We start from the raw sequence: 20859 nt of genomic DNA, 5'->3' as shown, positions 1-20859 counted from the left end.
ACTACGACAAAGGCGGCAGCACATGGGTATGACGACTCCCCAAGTCGTCGTCCACCGGGACAAGGAGCTGATGGCCCAGGCCGCGGCGGCCCGGCTCATCACGAAGATCGTGGACGCACAGACGGCCCGCGGCACCGCGTCCGTGGTCCTCACCGGCGGCCGCAACGGCAACGGCCTCCTCGCGGCGCTCGCCGCCGCCCCGGCCCGGGACGCCGTCGACTGGGCCCGGCTGGACCTCTGGTGGGGCGACGAGCGGTACGTCCCCGCCGACGACCCCGACCGCAACCACACCCAGGCCCGTGCGGCCCTCCTGGACGCCGTGCCCGTGGACCCGGCCCGGGTCCACGTCATGCCCGCCTCGGACGGCCCGCACGGGCCCGACGTGGACGCGGCGGCGGCCTCGTACGCGGCCGAGCTCGCGCGCGCGGCCGGCCCGGAGGACCACGGCCCGGTCCCCCGCTTCGACGTGCTCATGCTGGGCGTGGGCCCCGACACCCACGTGGCATCCCTCTTCCCGGAGCACCCGGCGACGCGCGAGACCGACCGCACGGTGGTCGGCGTGCACGGCGCCCCGAAGCCCCCGCCCACCCGGATCTCGCTGACCCTCCCGGCCATCCGGGCGGCCCGTGAGGTCTGGCTGCTGGCGGCGGGCGAGGACAAGGCCGGCGCGGTGGCCATCGCCCTCGGCGGCGCCGGCGGGGTCCAGGCCCCGGCCGCGGAGGCGTACGGCCGCTCCCGCACCCTGTGGCTCCTGGACCGCGCGGCGGCGGCCAAGCTCCCCGCCGGGATGTACCCGCCCGCCTCGGCCTGACGCAGCGAGCAGAGCGCCCCGCACCTCGAAGGTGCGGGGCGCTCTGCCGTCGGCAGACCTCAGCTGCGGCCGCGCAGCTGCCGGTACGTGGCCACCAGGGCCTTCGTGGAGGCGTCCAGGCCCGGTACGTCCGCGCCCTCCGTCAGCGCGGGCTCCACCCGCTTGGCGAGGACCTTGCCGAGCTCCACGCCCCACTGGTCGAAGGAGTCGATGTTCCACACCGCGCCCTGGACGAACACCTTGTGCTCGTACAGCGCGATCAGCTGCCCCAGCACCGCCGGGGTGAGCTCGGTGGCCAGGATGGTGGTCGTCGGGTGGTTCCCCTGGAAGGTCTTGTGCGGGACCAGGGACTCCGGGGCACCCTCCGCCCGTACCTCCTGGGCCGTCTTGCCGAAAGCCAGCGCCTGCGTCTGCGCGAAGAAGTTCGCCATCAGCAGGTCGTGCTGGGCCGCCAGGGCCGTCTCCAGCTCCGCCACGGGGTGCGCGAAGCCGATGAAGTCGGCGGGGATCACCTTCGTCCCCTGGTGGATCAGCTGGTAGTAGGCGTGCTGCCCGTTGGTGCCGGGCGTGCCCCACACCACCGGGCCGGTCTGCCACTCCACCGGATTGCCGTCGCGGTCCACGGACTTGCCGTTGGACTCCATCTCCAGCTGCTGCAAGTACGCCGTGAAGCGGGAGAGGTAGTAGCTGTACGGGAGCACGGCGTGCGACTGGGCGTCGAAGAAGGCCCCGTACCAGATGCCCAACAGGCCCAGCAGCAGCGGGGCGTTCTCCTCCGGCGGCGCCGTGCGGAAGTGCCGGTCCATGGTGTGGAAGCCCCCGAGCAGCTCCCGGAAGGCCTCCGGGCCGATCGCGATCATCAGGGAGAGCCCGATGGCCGAGTCGAAGGAGTAGCGTCCGCCGACCCAGTCCCAGAACTCGAACATGTTGGCCGCGTCGATGCCGAATCCGGTGACCTTCTCGGCGTTGGTGGACAGCGCCACGAAGTGCCGTGCCACCGCCGCCCGGTCGCCGCCCAGCCCGTCCAGCAGCCACTCCCGCGCCGATTCGGCGTTGGTGATGGTCTCGATGGTGGTGAAGGTCTTGGAGGCGATGATGAACAGCGTCTCGGCCGGGTCCAGGTCCCGTACCGCCTCGTGCAGGTCGGCGCCGTCCACGTTCGACACGAAGCGCACGGTCAGCATGCGGTCGGTGAAGGCCCGCAGGGCCTCGTACGCCATCGCCGGACCGAGGTCGGAGCCGCCGATGCCGATGTTGACGACGTTCCTGATGCGCTGTCCGGTGAAGCCGGTCCACACCCCCGACCTGACCTGGTCGGAGAAGGCCGCCATCTTGTCGAGGACGGCGTGCACGCCGGGGACGACGTTCTCGCCGTCCACCTCGACGACGGCGTCCTTCGGTGCGCGCAGGGCGGTGTGCAGGACCGCCCGGTGCTCCGTGGTGTTGATCTTCTCGCCGCGGAACATCGCCTCGCGCAGCTCGGCCACGCCCGTCGCCGCCGCCAGTTCGCGCAGCAGCGCCAGCGTCTCGTCGGTGACGAGGTGCTTCGAGTAGTCGATGTGCAGGTCCCCGACCCGCAGGGTGTAGTCGCTCCCGCGGCCCGGATTCTCCTCGAACAGCTCCCGCAGATGCGTCTGCCCGAATTCCTCCCGGTGCTTGCCGAGCGCCAGCCACTCCGCGGTCCGGTTGAGCTTCGTACTGCTGTCTGCGTTCATCTCGGACATCAACCCGTTTCTTCCGTCCTGTCGTGCCCCGCCGATCTCCAACTTAAGGGATCGGAAGCGGCACAACCCACACAAAGAGGCCCGGTCGAACAGGAGAAGACTCCTGCACGACCGGGCCTCCGGTCACCACTCAGATCTCGCCGCGGAGTTTGGCGAGGGCCTCGGCGAGGATGGCCTCGCCGTCGGCGTCCGTCCGCCGCTCCCGTACGTACGCCAGGTGCGTCTTATAAGGCTCCGTACGCGGCGGCGCGGGCGGGTTGTCCCGGTCCTGGCCGGCCGGGAACCCGCAGCGCGGGCAGTCCCAGGTGTCCGGCACCTGCGCGTCACTGGCGAAGCTCGGCTGCGTCTCGTGCCCGTTCGAGCACCAGAAGGAGATGCGCAGGCGGGGCGCGGACTCGCCGCGCTCGGCCTCACCCATCGGCCCCGCTCCGACCCGGCTACCACGGATCGCGTTGCCACTTGCCACGGTCGTAACTCCCTGCGTGATGGTGCCGCGGAGCGTGAGTGGATTTCCGCCGCGGGCGCCCAAGTCTACGTAAGGCCCAACGCACGTCCAGTGACCGGAGTTACTAATTCCAGTCTTGGACGACGGACCTCATGATAGGCCGGGCGTTGCCCACCGGACTGCCCAAATGGCGAGAACGGTCAGCTGCTCGACTTCATCAGCAGGCCGAGCGCGATGATGCACGCGAACCAGAGCAGACCGACCACGACGGTGATGCGGTCGAGGTTCCGCTCCGCGACGGAGGAACCGCCGACCGACGACTGCATGCCGCCGCCGAACATGTCGGAAAGGCCGCCGCCCTTGCCCTTGTGCATCAGCACGAGCAGCATCAGCAGGGCGCTGAAGACGATCAGGGCGATCGAGAACCCCATAATCACGGCTGATTCCTACTTTCTGGCTTTCCAGGCTTTTCGGCTGCGCTGGGATGTGCGCGGGGGCCGGCGGCTGGTGTCCAGCCTCCGGCCCCCGCAAGGGTACGACGGATCCGTGCTACCGCATACTCACTGCGGTGGCTACTGGTCGCGGAAGCGGACGATCTTGACGAACTCGTCCGCGTCCAGGGCCGCGCCGCCGATCAGGGCGCCGTCGACGTCGGGCTGGGCCATGATCGCGGCGATGTTGCCGGACTTCACCGAGCCGCCGTACTGGATGCGGACCTTGTCGGCCAGCTCCTGCGAGTACAGCTCCGCGAGGCGGCCGCGGATCGCCCCGCAGACCTCCTGGGCGTCCTCGGGGGTGGCGACCTCGCCGGTCCCGATGGCCCAGACGGGCTCGTACGCGATCACGATGGACTCGACCTGCTCGGCCGGGATGTCCTTGAGGCCGCCATCGAGCTGGTTCAGCGTGAACTGGACCTGCTGGCCGGCCTTGCGGATGTCCAGGCCCTCGCCGACGCACAGGATCGGGGTGATCCCGTGCTTGAAGGCGGCCTTGACCTTGGCGTTGCAGAGCTCGTCGTTCTCGCCGTGGTACTGGCGGCGCTCGCTGTGGCCGACGGCCACGAACGTGCACTTCAGCTTCGACAGCATCGGGCCGGAGATCTCACCGGTGTAGGCACCGGAGTCGTGCGCCGAGATGTCCTGGGCGCCGTACTTGATCTTCAGCTTGTCGCCGTCGACCAGGGTCTGGACCGAGCGCAGGTCGACGAAGGGCGGCAGGACCGCGACCTCGACGGCGTCGTAGTCCTTCTCGTTGAGCGCGAAGGCGAGCTTCTGGACGTGGGCGATGGCCTCGAGGTGGTTGAGGTTCATCTTCCAGTTGCCCGCCATCAGCGGGGTGCGGCCGTTTTCGACAGCGGTCATTACGGGTCAGCCCTCCAGGGCGGCGAGACCGGGGAGCGTCTTGCCCTCGAGGTATTCGAGGGAGGCGCCGCCACCGGTGGAAATGTGGCCGAAAGCATTCTCGTCGAAGCCGAGCGTGCGCACGGCGGCGGCCGAGTCGCCGCCACCGACGACGGTGAAGGCGCTGCTGTCGACGAGGGCCTGCGCGATGGCCGTGGTGCCACCGGCGTAGTCGGGGTGCTCGAAGACACCCACGGGACCGTTCCAGAAGACGGTCTCGGCATCGGCGATCTTCGACGCGTACAGCTCGCGCGTCTTGGGGCCGATGTCCAGGCCTTCCTTCTCCTTCGGGATCCCGTCGACGCCGACGATCTCGAAGTCGGCCGGGGTCTTGCCCTTGAGGTCGGGGAAGTCCTTGGAGACCAGCACGTCGACCGGGAGCACCAGCTCGACGCCGGTGTCCTTCGCGCGCCGCATGTACTCGTTCACCTTCGGGATCTGGTCCTCCTGGAGGAGGGAGATGCCGACCTCGTGGCCGAGGGCCTTGAGGAAGGTGTAGGCCATGCCGCCGCCGATGAGGATGCGGTCGGCCTTGCCGAGGAGCTCGTCGATGACGGCGAGCTTGTCGGAGACCTTGGCGCCGCCGAGGACCACGACGTACGGGCGCTTGACCTCGTCGGTCAGCTTCTTCAGGACGCCGACCTCGGTGGCGATGAGGTAGCCGGCCGCGTGCGGGAGGCGCGCGGGGAGGTCGAAGACCGAGGCGTGCTTGCGGTGGACGGCGCCGAAGCCGTCTCCGACGTAGACGTCGGCGAGCTCGGCGAGCCGGTCCGCGAAGGCGCCGCGCTCGGCGTCGTCCTTCGCGGTCTCACCGGCGTTGAAGCGCAGGTTCTCGATGACGGCGACCTGTCCGTCGGCGAGGGCGGCGACGGTCGCCTTGGCGGAGTCGCCGATGGTGTCGGTGGCGAACGCGACGTCCGCGCCCAGCAGTTCACCGAGGCGCTTGGCGGCCGGGGCGAGCGAGAAGGCCGGGTCCGGGGCGCCCTTGGGGCGACCCAGGTGGGAGGCCACGATGACGCGGGCGCCGGCTTCGGCGAGCTTCGCGATCGTGGGCTGGACCGCGCGGATGCGGCCGTCGTCGGTGATCTCGCCGTTCGCCAGCGGAACGTTGAGGTCGGCGCGGACGAAGACCCGCTTGCCGGCCACGCCCTCGGCGAGAAGTTCGTCGATCGTCTTCATGTGTTTCTACTCCTTGTTCCCCTGCGGGACGTAGGGCCCACCGGGCGAGATGAGGGTACGAGACAAGCGACAGGGCCCGTGCGGCGCACCATCGCGCTGTCACGGACCCTGTGCTCACATCGTGGTGCCTTGCCCTACGTTCTTAGAGGCGGTCGCCGACGAACTTGGTGAGGTCGACGAGACGGTTGGAGTAGCCCCACTCGTTGTCGTACCAGCCGACGACCTTGACGCTCTTGCCCTGGACCATGGTCAGGGAGGAGTCGAAGGTGCAGGAGGCCGGCCAGTTCACGATGTCGGAGGAGACGATCGCGTCCTCGGTGTAGTCGAGGATGCCCTTCAGCTGGCCCTCGGCGGCCTTCTGGAAGGCGGCGTTGACCTCGTCCTTGGTCACCTCCTGCTCCAGCTCGATGACCAGGTCGGTGACGGAACCGGTGGGGACCGGGACGCGCATCGCGATGCCGTCGAGCTTGCCCGCCAGCTCCGGGATGACCAGGGCGGTGGCCTTCGCGGCACCGGTGGTCGTCGGGATGATGTTCTCGGCGGCGGCGCGGGCGCGGCGCAGGTCCGAGTGCGGGAAGTCGAGGATGCGCTGGTCGTTCGTGTAGGCGTGGACCGTGGTCATCATGCCCTTGACGATGCCGAAGTTCTCCAGGAGGACCTTGGCCATCGGCGCCACGCAGTTGGTGGTGCAGGAGGCGTTGGAGATGACGTGGTGGTTGGCCGCGTCGTACTTGTCGTGGTTGACGCCCATCACGATGGTGATGTCCTCGTTCTTGGCCGGGGCCGAGATGAGGACCTTCTTCGCGCCGGCGGCGAGGTGCTTGGCGGCGTCTTCCTTCTTCGTGAAGATGCCGGTCGACTCGATGACGATGTCGGCGCCCAGCTCGCCCCAGGGCAGGTTCGCGGGGTCGCGCTCGGCGAAGGTCTTGAAGGTGTTGCCGCCGACGGTGATGGTGTCGTCGGTGTGGGAGACCTCGGCCTTGAGGCGACCCAGAATGGTGTCGTACTTGAGCAGGTGCACCAGGGTGGCGTTGTCAGTCAGGTCGTTGACACCGACGACTTCGATGTCCGCTCCCTGCTCAAGGAGCGCCCGGAAGTAGTTACGGCCAATTCGGCCAAAACCATTGATGCCTACGCGGATCGTCACGAACCGATCTCCTCGTTGGTGCGCCGGTAAGAGCGCCGGCGAGCTGTATGGGATGTCCCCGACCGCTTACGACCCTACCTCTCCGTGAGCTTTTGAGTGACATCGACGAGGACCTGACACGCCCCGGTGACCCGTTCCGGACGCTCCGGAACGGGACCCCGGGGACTTAGGACCCCGTCACTCAGGGTGAGCACGGCACGGGGGTGCTGATCAGCGGTTCAGCGCGCGGAGCGCCTTACCGACGAGTAGGGCGCGGTCCGCCGCGGCCGGCAGGTGCTCCAGGCCGAAGCCGAGGAGAACGGTGTCACGCGTAGTGACGGCCGCGTAGGACTTGAACAGCTCGCCCGACCGGGACCAATCGCCCGGAACATCAGGGCTTCCGGCAGGTGCGGCCTGCGCGGTCCAGGCGCCCAGCGAGCTCTCGAAGCCCTCAGTGGTCTGGTCCACTCCGCCCACGGACAGGCGCGCCTCGTCCGCGAAGACCCCGCGGCCGCCGGAGCCCGGGTCGGTGATGTAGGCGAGCGAGACCTCGACCTGCTTGCCCGCGTAGGCGCTCAGGTCGAAGGAGACCTGCTTCCAGCCGCCGGAGGAGCCGGTGAAGCTGTTCCACGTCCCGCTGGTGCCCTTCGGGGTGCAGCCCCCGCCCTCCACGGTGAGGTAGCGGCGCAGGAAGGGGTGGCCGTTGACGAAGAAGCCGGCCCCGCACTCCTCCGGTACGGTCGCGCTGCTCAGGCCGCCCGCGTCCGGCAGGGTGGTCCAGTCGTCCCCGCCGGCCGTACGGGCCTCCAGGGCGGCGTGGTCGTAGCCCGGCTCGACGTGCCAGTTGAGGGCGAGCTTGAGCTGCGGCTTCTCCTCGGCCTTGACCTGGGTGAGGTCGAGGGTGCGGGTGAGCCGCTTCCAGTCGTTGTCGGTGTGGAGGGCCGAGGCCATCCCCGTGCCGGCGTAGGGCGCGTACGGGTTCACGACCCCGGCGAACTGGCCCGCCTGTGCGCTGCGGAACTGCGGGAACTGCGCGGGGGCCAGGGTCTCGGAGGTCACCGTGTAGGAGCCGGGGGCGTTGAGCGGGTTGCCCGCGGCGTCACCGAGTCCGCCCTTGGCCCCGTTCAGGGTTCCCGCGCCGTTGAAGCCGGTGGCCCCGCTGACGCTCGTACGGCCGTAGGCGCCGAGGTAGTACTGGCTGAAGTCGTCGGTCACGGCGCGGCCCACCTGGGCGTTGCCGCCCGCCAGTTCACCGGCCTCGATCAGCTTGCCGCCCTCGTTCAGGAAGTCCCGGACGGCCAGCTGGGTGTCGCCGCCCGGGGTCTTGGCCCCGGTGTAGTGGACGGCCGTACGGAAGTGGGAGAGCACGCCGAGGTGGTGCGGGGCGCCCTGGGTGGCGACGTCCCAGACGGCGGCGGACTTGCCGTTGGCGCGCAGGGCGTCGACGTAGGCCTGGGCGTGCTGGGCCTTGGCGCCCTCCTCGGCGATCACCAGGACGTCCGCGCGGGGCCGCTCGGCCACGGTGTAGGTGAAGTGCTCGCTGGAGACCTGCTTGCCGGAGGCGCGGTCGCGGCCGGTGAACCAGACCTCGACCTTGTCGCCGGGCTTCGCGCCGTCCACCTCGGCGCGGTACTCGTCGAACCAGTTGTTGTCGTCGCCGCCGTAGATCTCGCCGCCCTTCCAGGCTTCGAGCTCCTCGTCGTGCGTACGGCCGCCGTTGATCCGGAAGTTGAGTTCCTTGTCCTTCAGGGACTTGCGGGCCGTGACGGAGACCGTCTGGTCCTCGCCCCGGGCGACGTAGGAGGTGGTGAAGGGGTCGAGCGTGAAGTCAGCGGCGCTCAGACCCACGGCGGATGCCGGGCGGTCCGGGTGCGCGGCGCTCTCGCCGACGGTCAGGGCGAAGGGGATGTTCTTGGCGAACTCGGCCTGGATGAGCTTCTCGTCGTCCGGGAAGTTGAAGCCGGACGCGCAGTCCTCGGGCTTCCACCGGTCGTTCGGGTCGATCGCGGAGGCCGTCTGGCAGGTGGTCATCTCCGGCGTGAACATCATGATGCCGTTGACGTTGGAGGCGTGGCCGTCGGCCTCACCGTTGGTGGTGTAGAGCTCGGAGGAGACCTGAGGGTAGTAGCCGGGGACGGCGGGGTTCTCCGGGGTGCCGGCGAGCGTCTTGTAGGCGACGTCGTCGGGGGTGGGGGTGGCCACCTGCCAGCCCACGCCGTAGAGGATGAGCTCGGCGGCGGAGTGGTAGTTGACGGCGTATTCGAAGCCGATGCGCTTCTCGAAGGCGTCGAGGGCGACGGTCTCGGGCTCGGAGGAGGCCTTGGGGCCGCGGTAGGTCTCGCTGGCCTGGTTCGGCGAGGAACCCTCGTTGTCGTAGCCCCACTTGAAGGCGAAGTTCCGGTTGAGGTCGACCCCGTCCCCGGGGGTGATCTTGCCGTCGCCGTTGTTGTCGCGCAGGTTCTTGCGCCACAGCCGCTCGCCGTCGGGGGCGTGCGTGTAGTCGTAGCCGTCCGGGTTGGCGGAGAGCAGGAACCACAGTTCCGTGGAGTCCACCAGGCCGGTGATCCTGGGGTCCTTGCCGTAGTTGTCGATGGTGTGGTGCATCAGCCGCCGGGTCATCTCGGGGGTGATCCACTCACGGGCGTGCTGGTTGGACATGTAGAGCACGGAGGGCTTGGCGCCGTCCTTGGTCTTCTTGGCGTTCTTGCTGACCTTCAGGGCGAGGATGTCCTTGCCCTGGACGGTCTTGCCGATGGAGACGACCTTGGTGAGGGCCGGGTTGGCCTGGGCGGTGGCGAGGATCTCCTCCTGGAGGCCGCCCTTGCCGCTGTACGGGCGGAACACCCCGTCACCGGCGGCCTTGGCGCGGGCCGTCGCAGGGATCCTGCGTTCGGCGAGCTTGACGCCCTGGGCGGCGAGTTCCCCAGCCTGACCGCCGGTGAGGAAGAGCTCGACCGTGGCGGTGCCCGTCTGCGGGGCGCGTTCGGTGAGCTCGTGGGCGTCCTGGCCGGCGGCGAGGACGAGCGGGACCTGCTCCCGGGTGATCTCGGCGTCGTAGACCCGCACCTCGTCGGCGGCGGACGCGCCGCCGGAAGCGGGTCCGGAGCCGGGCTGGGCCTGGGCCGCGGCGGGTAGTGCGGCGAGTGTGGTTCCGAAGACGAGTGCGCTTGCGGCGAGGATCAGTCTCGCGCGGTGCCTCATGTGCCCCCCTGGGCGTCGTCTGCCACGAAAGCGTTCGGGGGCCAGGCTCACGATCCGCCCATGCCCATGTCAATGGGGCCTACCGCGAGGGGCCCGCACGAGTGATCGTGCGAGCCCCTCGTGGCGTACGCGGCGTACGTACGGGATCCGGTCAGCCGGCCATGTTGTCGGCCATTTCCTCGCTGAGGTCGAGGTTCGACTCGGTGCCCGGGATGCCGAGGTCCTGCGCCCGCTTGTCGGCCATCGCCAGCAGCCGGCGGATCCGGCCGGCGACCGCGTCCTTGGTGAGCGGCGGGTCGGCGAGCGCGCCCAGCTCCTCCAGGGAGGCCTGCTTGTGCTCCATGCGCAGCCGGCCGGCGGCGGCGAGGTGCTCGGGGACCTCCTCGCCGAGGATCTCCAGCGCGCGCTGCACGCGGGCTCCGGCGGCCACCGCGGCGCGCGCCGAGCGGCGCAGGTTGGCGTCGTCGAAGTTGGCGAGGCGGTTGGCGGTGGCGCGCACCTCGCGCCGCATCCGCCGCTCCTCCCAGGCCAGCACGGACTCGTGGGCGCCGAGCCGGGTCAGCAGGGCGCCGATCGCGTCGCCGTCGCGGACCACGACCCGGTCCACCCCGCGCACCTCGCGCGCCTTGGCGGCGATGGAGAGCCTGCGGGCGGCGCCCACCAGGGCCAGAGCGGCCTCCGGGCCGGGGCAGGTGACCTCCAGGGAGGAGGACCGTCCCGGCTCGGTCAGCGAGCCGTGGGCCAGGAAGGCGCCGCGCCAGGCCGCCTCGGCGTCACAGGTGGCCCCGGAGACCACCTGCGGCGGGAGTCCCCGGATCGGGCGTCCGCGGCCGTCCACGAGGCCCGTCTGGCGGGCCAGCTGGTCACCCCCGGCCACCACGCGGACCACGTAGCGGCTGCCGCGGCGCAGACCGCCGGGAGCCATGACCACCAAGTCCGAGGAGTGCCCGAAGATCTCCAGGATGTCCTTGCGCAGCCGGCGGGCGGCGATCCCCGTGTCCAGCTCCGCCTCGATGACGATCCGTCCGCTGACCAGGTGCAGCCCGCCCGCGAACCGAAGGATCGCCGAGACCTCCGCTTTCCTGCAGCAGGTCCGGGTGACGGGCAGGCGGGAGATCTCATCCTTCACCGCTGGCGTCATCGCCATGGGCCGATCCTTCCATGCATCCGAAAAATACGGTCGTACGCGGCGGCGAGCAGCTCCGGATCATGCTTCGGAGAGCCGTCTTCCCTGGCGACCGGCGCCAGCTCGACCGCGGCACCGAACCGTTTTGCGGCATCGGCGAGGGACTCGCGGTCGGGCACGGCGGCCTGGTCGGCCAACACCACGTCCAGGGCGAGTTTAGGGGCGTGTCGGGCCAAAACCTCCAAATGACGCTGCGGAGAGAAGCCCTCTGTTTCGCCGGGCTGCGGCGCGAGGTTCAACGAGAGGACCTTGCGGGCCTTCGTCTCGACCAGCGCGTCGAGCAGTTCCGGAACCAGCAGGTGCGGAATCACGGAGGAGAACCAGGACCCCGGGCCGAGCACCACCCAGTCGGCGTCGAGCACCGCCGCGACGGCCTCCGGCACGGCCGGCGGGTCGCCCGGTACGACCTGTACGGAGAGCACCTCGCCCGGGGTCAGGGCCACCGTGGCCTGCCCGCGGACGGTGTCCACGTCCTCGGGGCGGGCCGGGTCGTGCCCCTTGACCAGCGCCTGGAGCTCCAGCGGCACGGCCGACATGGGCAGGACCCGGCCCTGGGCACCGAGCAGCCTGCCGACGAGGTCGAGGGCCTGGACGGGGTCGCCGAGCTGTTCCCACAGGGCGACGATCAGCAGATTGCCGACGGCGTGCTCGTGCAGGTCTCCGCGGGACTGGAAGCGGTGCTGGATGACCCGCGCCCAGGTCTGGCCCCAGTCGTCGTCCCCGCACAGCGCGGCCAGCGCCTTGCGCAGGTCGCCGGGCGGCAGCACGCCGAGCTCCTCACGGAGCCGGCCGCTGGAGCCGCCGTCGTCGGCGACGGTGACCACGGCGGTGAGGTCACCGGTGATGCGGCGCAGCGCCGCGAGGGAGGCGGACAGGCCCTGTCCGCCTCCGAGGGCGACCACCTTGGGGGTGGCGCCGCGCCGGCGGCCGGAGCGTCCCGCGCCGTCCTCGCCCCGTCCCGGGGTGAGGCGGCGCAGGCGGCTCAGCCGCGGGGTCCGTGCCGTCACTCGCGCCCCATGTCCCGGTGGACTACGACGGTCTCGACTCCCTCGGAGGCGAGGCGGGCGGCGAGCTTCTCGGACATGGCCACGCTGCGGTGCTTGCCGCCCGTGCACCCGACCGCGATGGTCACGTAGCGCTTGCCCTCGCGGCGGTAGCCAGTGGCGATGAGCTGGAGCAGCTCGGTGTAGCGGTCGAGGAACTCCTTGGAGCCGGGCTGGCTGAAGACGTAGCCCGAGACCTCCGGGTTGAGCCCGGTGAAGGGCCGCAGCTCCGGGACCCAGTGCGGGTTGGGGATGAAGCGGCAGTCGACGACGAGGTCGGCGTCGACGGGGAGGCCGTACTTGTACCCGAAGGACATGACGGTGGCGCGGAGCTCGGGCTCCTCGTCGCCGGCGAACTGGGCGTCCATCTTGGCGCGCAGTTCGTGCACGTTCAGGCTGGAGGTGTCGATGACCAGGTCGGCGTCGCCGCGCAGCTCGCGCAGCAGGTCGCGCTCGGCGGCGATGCCGTCGGTGATGCGCCCTTCGCCCTGGAGGGGGTGCGGGCGGCGGACCGACTCGAAGCGGCGGACCAGCGCGTCGTCGGAGGATTCCAGGAAGACGATGCGGCGGGTGACGCCCTGGCTGTCGAGGTCGGCGAGGGACTCGCGCAGGGCGTCGAAGAACTGGCGGCCGCGGACGTCGACGACGACGGCGATGCGGGCCACGTTGCCCTGGGAGCGGGCGCCGAGCTCCACCATGGTGGGGATCAGCGCCGGCGGGAGGTTGTCGACGACGAACCAGCCGAGGTCCTCCAGACACTTGGCCGCCGTACTGCGGCCGGCCCCGGACATCCCGGAGATGATCACCAGCTCGGGGATGGCCGCCTCGGCGGCCTCGCCGGGCTCCACTGTCGTGCCCGTACTCACCTGTGCTCCGTCTCGGTCGTGCGCGGTCTCGTGCTCGGTCATTGCTCGGTCCCCCGTTCGGACGATGTCTCCCGGCTGCCGCCGGGTGCCCCCACCCGCGGGGCGGGGGTCTCATCCTCAATGATCTCTCCTGTGGCCGTGTTGACGGCAGGGCCGGCGGGGACCGCCCGGGCGAGGGCCGCGGCCACGGTCTCGGCCGTCTTGCGGCCTATGCCCGGGACCTCGCAGATCTGGTCGATTGTCGCCTGTCTCAGCTTCTTCACCGAACCGAAGTGCTTGACCAGGGCCTGCTTGCGGCTCTCGCCGAGGCCGGGGACCTCGTCGAGCGGGCCGGACTTCAGGCGCTTTCCGCGCTTGTTGCGCTGGTACTGGATGGCGAACCGGTGGGCTTCGTCACGTACCCGCTGGAGGAGGTACAGCCCCTCGCTGGTGCGGGGCAGCACGACGGGGTCGTCCTCGCCGGGCAGCCAGACCTCCTCCAGCCGCTTGGCCAGCCCGCACACGGCCACGTCGTCGACCCCGAGCTCCTCCAGGGCCCGCTTGGCGGCCGCGACCTGCGGCTGCCCGCCGTCGACGACGACGAGCTGCGGCGGGTAGGCGAAGCGCTTGGCCCGCCCGTCGTCCTCGGGCGTGTCCCCGTCGTCGGCGGCCCCGGCGGCCTGGGCGGCCTCGGCGGCCTCGGCGTCTTCGGGCGACCACTCCCCCGTCTTCACCTTCTCCTGGAGGTAGCGGCGGAAGCGCCGCGACACCACCTCGTGCATGGACCGGACGTCGTCCTGCCCCTCGAAGGACTTGATCTGGAAGCGGCGGTACTCGCTCTTGCGCGCCAGCCCGTCCTCGAAAACGACCATGGAGGCGACGACGTCGTCGCCCTGGAGGTGCGAGATGTCGAAGCACTCGATGCGCAGCGGGGCGCTGTCCAGCTCCAGCGCCTCGGCGATCTCCTCCAGGGCCCGGGAGCGGGTGGTGAGGTCGCTGGCGCGCTTGGTCTTGTGCAGGGCGAGGGACTGCTGGGCGTTGCGGTGGACGGTCTCCATCAGCGCCTTCTTGTCCCCGCGCTGCGGGATGCGCAGGCTGACCTGGGATCCGCGCCGCGCCGCGAGCCACTCGCCGAGCGCGGGCGTGTCCTCGGGCAGCGCCGGCACCAGCACCTCCTTGGGCACGCTCTCCCCGCTCTCCTCCCCGTAGAGCTGCTGGAGGGCGTGCTCGACGAGCCCGGCGGTGTCGACGGCCTCGACCTTGTCGGTGACCCAGCCGCGCTGGCCGCGGACCCGGCCGCCGCGGACGTGGAAGATCTGCACGGCCGCTTCGAGCTCGTCCTCGGCGACGGCGATCAGGTCGGCGTCGGTGGCGTCGGCGAGCACGACGGCGTTCTTCTCCATGGCGCGGCGCAGCGCCCCTATGTCGTCGCGCAGCCGGGCGGCCTTCTCGTACTCCATCTCCTCGGCGGCGTCGTGCATCTGCTTCTCGAGCCGGGAGAGGTACGTCCCCGTCCGGCCGGCCATGAAGTCGCAGAAGTCCTCGGCCAGTTCGCGGTGCTCCTCGGGGGTGACCCGGCCGACGCAGGGTGCGGAGCACTTGCCGATGTAGCCGAGCAGGCAGGGGCGGCCGATCTGCGCGGAGCGCTTGAACACGCCGGCGGAGCAGGTCCGCACCGGGAACACCCGGAGCATGAGGTCGACGGTCTCGCGGATGGCCCAGGCGTGCCCGTAGGGCCCGAAGTAGCGCACGCCCTTCTTCTTGGGCCCGCGCATGACCTGCACGCGCGGGTACTCCTCGTTCATGGTGACGGCGAGGGAGGGGTAGCTCTTGTCGTCCCGGTACTTGACGTTGAACCGGGGGTCGAATTCCTTGATCCAGGAGTACTCCAGCTGCAGCGCCTCGACCTCGGTGGACACGACGGTCCACTCGACGGAGGCGGCGGTGGTCACCATGGTGGCGGTCCGCGGATGCAGCCCGGCGACGTCCTGGAAGTAGCTGGCCAGGCGCTGGCGCAGGCTCTTGGCCTTCCCGACGTAGATCACCCGGCGGTGCTCGTCGCGGAATTTGTAGACCCCCGGCGAGTCGGGGATCTGCCCCGGCTTGGGGCGGTAACTGGAAGGGTCGGCCATGCCATCACCCTACTTGCGCGGACTGACAACCGACCGTACCGCTCCCTTGCCGGGGGCTCCGCCGGGTCCGCGGGCGCGGCGCCGCTGCGGGGGCGCCGCCCCCGAACGCCCGCGCCTCAAACTCCCCCAGCTACCGCTGGGAGGTGCCCCCAGGCGGGGCTGGAATCGCCCTGCGGGCAATTCAGCCGCACCTGGCGGACGGCACGAGCGGAAATCCAGCCCCTCCGGCGTTTGAGGAGCGGGGTCTGGGGCGGAGCCCCAGGAGCGGACCGCAGGGCCTGGTTCCTGGCGGAGGCCAAGCCCTGCGGGCGAGGGCTACGCCCCCGCGGAGGCGTGCCGGCGCCGGCGGCGCAGCGCCAGGAAGCCCGCGCCCCCGAGCGCCGGCGCAACGACCCCGCCGCCGACCAGCATCACCGGCGCCCCGGTTCCCTCGGCACCGGGCGACTCGGCGAAGCCACCCGCCATGCCGCCTTCGGCGTACGCGGAGCCGGGGAGCTTGTCCCCGTAGGCCTTCACGACCCGGGCCCGGTAACCGGACAGGCTCGTCCCCCCGGCGCCCACGGCCCGCACCGCGTCCTCGTCCAGCGGGAGCACCCTGCTCCCCCCGGCCACGTACCACGCGTCGATCTGCGGCTCACGGAACACCGTGCCGCCCGGCAGTTTCGCCGCGCCCAACTGCGCGTAGCGGAACTCGTCGTCGCCGGTGGCGATGTTCACCACCTGCCACCCGGCCTCCGTTCGCGCCGTCCACAGCGCGGCCTGCTGCCCGTCGGAGGAGACCGCCTTGCTGGCGAGGAACTCCAGGCGGGCCACGGAGGCGCCCGCCTTCCCCGCGACGAAGTCGGGGGAGAGGTGGTTCACGGGTATCGCCCCGCCCTCGATACGGGGCTGCGCGGCGGCCTGCGAGACCTTGCCCTCGCGGGCGAAGAAGCGGGACAGCGTGGCCAGGGTGTCCGGCGCGGCGGCCGCCCGCTCCGCGGCGGCCTTGTTCTCGGCGGTGGCGGCCTGCGGCTGCGGTACGGGGGTCGCCGAGGCCTGCGGGGCGAGCCCGAGGAGGGCGGTGGCCGCGAGGACCGCGGCGGCGGCGGTGGCACGCAGGGTCATGGCGGTCACGCCCCGATCCGGTAGAGGGAGTGGGTCCAGGAGAAGGTGCTGTTGTCCACGTACCAGGCGTGCGAGGCCCAGTTGTAGCGGTCGCTGGAGGGCCACGGGTCGCCCCAGTAGACCCAGCTGTTGGCGGTGTCGTAGCCGTAGATGACGTGCATGTGCCCGCCGCCGTTGGACCACTGGATGCGGGTCTCGATCGGACGGTTGGCGTTGATCTCGGTCTGCACGGTGGAGTACTGGAGCCAGCCGTTCACGTACGAGCCGGAGTTGATGCCCGCCCAGCGCAGGCCGGTCTGGACGTTGCCGAGGGTGGCCTGGTTGTTGGGGCAGTCGTAGCCCTGCTGGCGGTTGAAGGCGGCGTTGCAGAACTGGTTCTGGGTGTAGTTCCGGCCGAACCAGGTGGCGATGGTGTTGCCGCCGGCGGCCCAGCACCAGTTGGTCTTCTGCTGTGCCTGCATGGTGATGTTGAGCCGCTTGTACGCGAGGGCGGCGCTGTCGGTGTCGGTGGCGGCCGTGGCGGTGCCGGCGCCGAGCGGCAGGGCGAGGAGCAGGGCGGTGAGGAGGGCGGCCAGGTGGGGCCGCCGCTTTCGGTTGCGCATCGCGTTCCTCCCATGGTGGGGATGTGGGGGTGGAGGAGCGCGTCCGGACGCTGTGGAGGAGCATCGGGGAGTTGTCGCGATCAGGTCAACGCGCTTCAATACGCGGTGACATTGCAGTGTGAACGGTGGGGCTGCGGTGTGAACGGTTGCTGCCGTGTCACCTGGTCCCCCGGTACCACCGGCGCGCTCCCCCGCGCCGTCGCGTGTGAACGTTCACAAGGGAGTGGCCATGCGGCCGACCGGGGACACGGCAGGCGCCGCGAGAGCGGCGGGCACGGCAAGCACGCCGGAACTCGGCCGGCTGCTGCGCGGCGGCCCCTTCCACCTGGCCCTGCGCGCCGCCCTGGCCGCGCGCGGACTGCCCCTGCACCGGGTGCAGCACCGGCTCGCGGCGCGCGGCATCAAGGTCGGCGTCACCAGCCTCAGTTACTGGCAGCAGGGCGCCCGGCGGCCGCGCCACGCGGAGTCCCTCCGGGCCGTCACCGCGCTGGAGCAGATCCTGGAGCTGCCGGACGGCGCCCTCGTCCGCCTCCTGCGCACCCCGGACCCCGGCCCGGGCCCCGCCCGCCCGGCCGCCCGCCCGTACCGGGCCCTCTTCAGCATGGGCGCGGCGGTCGAGCAGTTACTGGAGGGGATGGAGCTCCCGCCCGACGGCGGTCTGCACTCGCTGGGCCACCACGAGCGGGTCCGCATCGGGCCCGGGGGCGAGATGCGCACCCGCGCCTCGCAGCAGATCGTCCGGGCCCACCGCGACGGCGTCGACCGCTACCTCGCCATCCACCATGGCGATCCGGGCTGCGACACGTCCCGGATGGAGGTGACGGCGTACGAGAACTGCCGCACCGGCCGGGTCCGGCGCCACCCGGAGGCCGGCGTGGTGGTCGCGGAGCTGCTCTTCGACGCCCGGCTGCGGCGCGGGGACACGTACGTATTCGGCTACTGCATAACGGACGGCACCGGCGGGCGCAGCGGAGAGTACGTCCGCGGCTTCAGCTACGCGGGCGGCCAGTACATGCTCCAGGTCCGCTTCGACGAGGCGGCCCTGCCGGTGCGCTGCCGCCGCTTCGCCCGCACCGGACCGGAGGCCCCGCGCACCGGCCTCGCGGACCTGACCCCGAGCGGCCGGCACCGGGCGGTGCACCTGGTGGAGCAGACGGTGCGGCGCGGGATCCTCGGGATCGCCTGGGACTGGGAGTAGCCGGGCCCCGCGGGGGCGGCTCAGCCGGCGATGAGCTTGCCGTTCTCCGCCTTGACCGGGACGGCGGGCAGCGGGTCGCTCGCCGGGCCGCGCAGGACCTTGCCGGTCGCCACGTCGAAGCGGCTGCCGTGGCAGGGGCAGTTGCCCTCACCCTCGACGATCTTGTCCAGGACGCAGCCGGCGTGCGTGCACTGGGCGCTGAAGGCCTTGTACTGGCCCTCCGCCGGGCAGCTGACGATCAGCTTCTTCTCCCGGTACAGCTTCGCGCCGCCCACCGGGACCTCGGTCGCGGCTCCCAGCTCCACCGGCTCCTTGGGCACCGCCGGGGAGCCGGCGCCGCTGTTGCCCTCGGTGGAACAGGCCGCCAGCGTCAAACCGGCGCCCGCAGCACCCGCGAGCGCTGCGGCGCCCTTGAGGACGGTACGGCGGGCGGAGGACGGCGACGCGGACATGGAACTCTCCTGGGTGTGACGGGCGGGACTCGGCCCACCCGACGATACCGTCGGCCGATGGGGTAGCTTCCCCCGCGTGATCGTCGTCGGCGGAGAAGCCCTCATCGACCTGGTGCCCGTGGAGCGGCCGCCGGGCGCGCTGCTGCCCCGGCCGGGCGGCGGACCGTACAACACCGCGCTCGCCCTCGGGCGGCTCGGCGCCGAAGTGGCCTTCTGCTCCCGGGTGTCGGCGGACGGCTTCGGCGAGAGCCTCCTCGCGGGGCTGCGGGCGGCCGGGGTGGACCTGTCCCTGGTGCAGCGCGGGCCGGAGCCGACCACCCTCGCCGTGCCCTCGCTGGCCCCGGACGGCTCGGCCTCGTACGGCTTCTACGTCGAGGGCACCGCTGACCGCCTGTTCGCCCTGCCGCCCGCCCTCCCCGATTCCGTACGCGCCCTCGCGCTCGGCACCTGCTCGCTGGTCCTGGAGCCGGGCGCGAGCGCGTACGAGGCCCTGCTGCGCCGGGAGTCGCGGCGCGGGCTGCTGACCCTGCTGGACCCCAACATCCGGCCGGCGCTGATCGCGGACCCGGCGGCGTACCGCACCCGGTTCCTGGAGCGGCTGCTGCCGTACGCCTCCGTCCTCAAGCTGTCGGAGGAGGACGCGGCCTGGCTCGGCGGCCGGGCCTCGGACTGGCTGGCGGCGGGGCCGTCGGCGGTGGTGCTGACCCGGGGCGCGGCGGGGCTGACCGTCTGGACGCGGGAGGGCGCGGAGCACTCCGTCCCGGCCCGCCGGGTCGCCGTGGCGGACACGATCGGGGCGGGCGACACCGTCAACGCCGCCCTGCTGCACCGGCTCTCGGGGGCGCCCCACCGGCCGGCGGATTGGCCCGACGTCCTGGCCTACGCGGCGCACGCGGCGGCCCTGACCTGCACGCGGGCGGGCGCGGAGCCCCCGTACGCGGCGGAGCTCACCCGATAGCGGCCCACACGGTCCGGCCGACGGCGGGGGCGAACTCCTCCACCGGCTGGACCACTTCCGCACCGGAGAAGTGCAGGAAGAAGGCCCGCTGGAAGCAGGCGCCGAGCAGCAGGGCCGCGGCGGCCTGCGGATCGGCGCCCGGGCGCAGCCGGCCCGCCTCGGCCTCCCGGCGCAGCCGCCCGGCCAGCGCGTCCAGCACCACGTGCGGCCCGGAGCCGATCTTCCGCACGCCCTCGCGGTGACGGGTGAGCAGGACGGGGTCGGCGAAGAGCGAGGCGGCCATGGGCATCGCGTCGGCGTAGAAGAGCGCGGCGTGCCGGGCGATCCCGACGAGCCCCTCCTCCCCCAAGCACTCTCCCGGCCGGTCGTCCAGTACGGCCATGAGCGGGCCCGCGTTGGGGGTGCGCTCCATCAGCACCCGCACGAACAGCTCTTCCTTGTTCGCGAAGTACTTGTAGAGCGCGGCCTCCGAGCAGCCGGCCTCGCGGGCGATGGCCTTGGTGGTCGCACCGGCCAGCCCGATGGTGCGCATCAGGGTCTCGGCGGCGTCGAGGATCCGCTCCGGGGTGGGACGGCTTGACTTCGAGGTGAGCATTCACTCACCATAGCCGAAACGAGGGGTGAGTGAATACTCACCCACCCCCCTCCGTTCCACTCCTCAACCCTGGGGGTTTCCATGAAGATCACGGTGTTCGGTGCCACGGGCGGCGTGGGCCGCGAGGTCGTACGGCAGGCACTCGACGCGGGACACGAGGTGACCGCGGTCGTACGGGACCCGGCACGGCTTCCCGTTCCCGCCCACGAGCGGCTCCGTGTGGCCACGGTGGCCGACGTGACCGACCGGGAGGCGCTGCTGTCCGTGGTGAGCGGGCAGGACGCGGTGGTCTCCGCGCTGGGTGCGGCCAACAACAAGCAGGCCAAGGCGACCCCCATCGCGGGTCCGGCCCTGGCCGCGATCACCTCGGTCATGGAGCGTGCGGGGGTGCGTCGGCTGTCGGCCGTGAGCGCCGCGCCGGTCGGCCGGCTGCCGGACGGCGAGGGGGTGTTCACCCGCGCCGTGGTCTACCCGCTGCTGCGCAGGCTGCTGCGGGACCTCTACGCGGACCTCGCGGACATGGAGGCGGCGATGGGCGCGAGCGCCACGCAGTGGACGGTGATCCGCCCGCCGATGCTGCAGAACAAGCCCCGCACCGGCACCTACCGCCGCGCGATCGACGCCAACGTCCTGGGCGGCCGGGTGATCCCCCGCGCGGACGTCGCCGACGCCCTCCTGACCACCCTGACCGACCCCACCACCGCCCGCCACGCGGTGGGGGTGGCCTCGTAGCCGCGGGGGGGGGGCCCGGGGGGGGGGCGGGGGGGGCGCCCCCCCCCCCCCCCCGGCGGCGGGGGGGGGGCCCCCCCCGCGGCCGGGGGGGGGGGGGGGGGGCGGCGCCGGGGGGGGGGGCCGGCG

The 20859-nt window shown here is 71.7% G+C and carries 19 protein-coding genes; 4 read left to right on the top strand and 15 right to left on the bottom strand.

Features of this window, described 5'->3' with window-relative positions:
- Positions 1 to 28 precede the first annotated feature (28 nt).
- Positions 29 to 811, top strand: a complete 783-nt coding sequence (gene pgl / locus ACGFYU_RS23540) for a 6-phosphogluconolactonase (RefSeq protein ID WP_393829278.1) — start codon at positions 29 to 31, stop codon at positions 809 to 811.
- Between the two features lie 59 nt (positions 812 to 870).
- Here the strand turns inward: pgl and pgi are convergent, their stop codons facing one another.
- The 13 genes from pgi to ACGFYU_RS23475 all read right to left on the bottom strand — a co-directional run bounded on the left by pgi (position 871) and on the right by ACGFYU_RS23475 (position 16798).
- Positions 871 to 2526, bottom strand: coding sequence for a glucose-6-phosphate isomerase (gene pgi, locus ACGFYU_RS23535; RefSeq protein WP_393829373.1), 1656 nt, complete (start codon positions 2524 to 2526; stop codon positions 871 to 873).
- 139 nt (positions 2527 to 2665) lie between these two features.
- Positions 2666 to 3001 (bottom strand): RNA polymerase-binding protein RbpA, encoded by a 336-nt coding sequence (locus ACGFYU_RS23530; RefSeq protein WP_007263454.1) that lies wholly within the window; start codon positions 2999 to 3001, stop codon positions 2666 to 2668.
- Between the two features lie 179 nt (positions 3002 to 3180).
- Entirely contained in the window at positions 3181 to 3411 is a 231-nt protein-coding gene (gene secG / locus ACGFYU_RS23525; protein WP_393829372.1) for a preprotein translocase subunit SecG, read from the bottom strand.
- Positions 3412 to 3552: 141 nt separating this feature from the next.
- A complete protein-coding gene (tpiA, locus tag ACGFYU_RS23520) occupies positions 3553 to 4341 on the bottom strand; it encodes a triose-phosphate isomerase (protein ID WP_393829277.1) in 789 nt (262 codons plus the stop codon).
- A gap of 6 nt (positions 4342 to 4347) precedes the next feature.
- A complete protein-coding gene (locus ACGFYU_RS23515) occupies positions 4348 to 5559 on the bottom strand; it encodes a phosphoglycerate kinase (RefSeq protein WP_393829276.1) in 1212 nt (403 codons plus the stop codon).
- A 142-nt stretch (positions 5560 to 5701) separates the two neighbouring features.
- A complete protein-coding gene (gene gap / locus ACGFYU_RS23510) occupies positions 5702 to 6706 on the bottom strand; it encodes a type I glyceraldehyde-3-phosphate dehydrogenase (RefSeq protein WP_393829275.1) in 1005 nt (334 codons plus the stop codon).
- 210 nt (positions 6707 to 6916) lie between these two features.
- On the bottom strand, positions 6917 to 9886 hold the full coding sequence (locus ACGFYU_RS23505; RefSeq protein ID WP_393829274.1) for a M14 family zinc carboxypeptidase: 2970 nt from the start codon (positions 9884 to 9886) through the stop codon (positions 6917 to 6919).
- A gap of 151 nt (positions 9887 to 10037) precedes the next feature.
- Positions 10038 to 11033, bottom strand: a complete 996-nt coding sequence (gene whiA, locus ACGFYU_RS23500; protein ID WP_030009075.1) for a DNA-binding protein WhiA — start codon at positions 11031 to 11033, stop codon at positions 10038 to 10040.
- Positions 11024 to 12079, bottom strand: coding sequence for a uridine diphosphate-N-acetylglucosamine-binding protein YvcK (yvcK, locus tag ACGFYU_RS23495; protein WP_393829273.1), 1056 nt, complete (start codon positions 12077 to 12079; stop codon positions 11024 to 11026). The genes whiA and yvcK overlap by 10 nt, the downstream gene beginning before the upstream one ends.
- Positions 12076 to 13023 carry an RNase adapter RapZ gene (gene rapZ / locus ACGFYU_RS23490; protein WP_393829272.1) on the bottom strand — a complete coding sequence of 316 codons (948 nt, stop codon included), beginning with the start codon at positions 13021 to 13023 and terminating at the stop codon, positions 12076 to 12078. Before rapZ ends, yvcK begins: the two co-directional genes overlap by 4 nt.
- Positions 13020 to 15092 carry an excinuclease ABC subunit UvrC gene (gene uvrC / locus ACGFYU_RS23485; protein ID WP_393829271.1) on the bottom strand — a complete coding sequence of 691 codons (2073 nt, stop codon included), beginning with the start codon at positions 15090 to 15092 and terminating at the stop codon, positions 13020 to 13022. The genes rapZ and uvrC overlap by 4 nt, the downstream gene beginning before the upstream one ends.
- A 315-nt stretch (positions 15093 to 15407) precedes the next feature.
- Positions 15408 to 16196: a hypothetical protein gene (locus ACGFYU_RS23480; protein ID WP_393829371.1), complete on the bottom strand. Its 789-nt coding sequence runs from the start codon at positions 16194 to 16196 to the stop codon at positions 15408 to 15410.
- 5 nt (positions 16197 to 16201) lie between these two features.
- Complete coding sequence (locus ACGFYU_RS23475; RefSeq protein ID WP_393829270.1) at positions 16202 to 16798, bottom strand: papain-like cysteine protease family protein; 597 nt, start codon at positions 16796 to 16798, stop codon at positions 16202 to 16204.
- Between the two features lie 229 nt (positions 16799 to 17027).
- Here ACGFYU_RS23475 and ACGFYU_RS23470 point away from each other — a divergent pair, with 229 nt between their 5' ends.
- On the top strand, positions 17028 to 17996 hold the full coding sequence (locus ACGFYU_RS23470) for a hypothetical protein (RefSeq protein WP_393829269.1): 969 nt from the start codon (positions 17028 to 17030) through the stop codon (positions 17994 to 17996).
- 20 nt (positions 17997 to 18016) lie between these two features.
- On the opposite strand, the gene ACGFYU_RS23465 is transcribed toward ACGFYU_RS23470, so the two are convergent.
- Positions 18017 to 18448: a Rieske (2Fe-2S) protein gene (locus tag ACGFYU_RS23465; protein WP_393829268.1), complete on the bottom strand. Its 432-nt coding sequence runs from the start codon at positions 18446 to 18448 to the stop codon at positions 18017 to 18019.
- A gap of 76 nt (positions 18449 to 18524) precedes the next feature.
- On the opposite strand from ACGFYU_RS23465, the gene ACGFYU_RS23460 reads away from it, so the two are divergent.
- The gene (locus ACGFYU_RS23460; protein ID WP_393829267.1) at positions 18525 to 19406 is read left to right on the top strand and encodes a carbohydrate kinase; all 882 of its coding nucleotides are present in this window, start codon (positions 18525 to 18527) and stop codon (positions 19404 to 19406) included.
- On the opposite strand, the gene ACGFYU_RS23455 is transcribed toward ACGFYU_RS23460, so the two are convergent.
- Positions 19396 to 20001, bottom strand: coding sequence for a TetR/AcrR family transcriptional regulator (locus ACGFYU_RS23455; RefSeq protein ID WP_393829266.1), 606 nt, complete (start codon positions 19999 to 20001; stop codon positions 19396 to 19398). The genes ACGFYU_RS23460 and ACGFYU_RS23455 overlap by 11 nt on opposite strands.
- Positions 20002 to 20082: 81 nt before the next feature.
- Here ACGFYU_RS23455 and ACGFYU_RS23450 point away from each other — a divergent pair, with 81 nt between their 5' ends.
- Positions 20083 to 20733, top strand: coding sequence for an NAD(P)-dependent oxidoreductase (locus ACGFYU_RS23450; RefSeq protein WP_393829265.1), 651 nt, complete (start codon positions 20083 to 20085; stop codon positions 20731 to 20733).
- Positions 20734 to 20859: the final 126 nt, after the last annotated feature.

Origin of the sequence: Streptomyces sp. NPDC048337, from assembly GCF_043201175.1 — a bacterium.
Lineage (GTDB): Bacteria > Actinomycetota > Actinomycetes > Streptomycetales > Streptomycetaceae > Streptomyces.
This window is presented reverse-complemented; position numbering and strand designations above follow the sequence as displayed.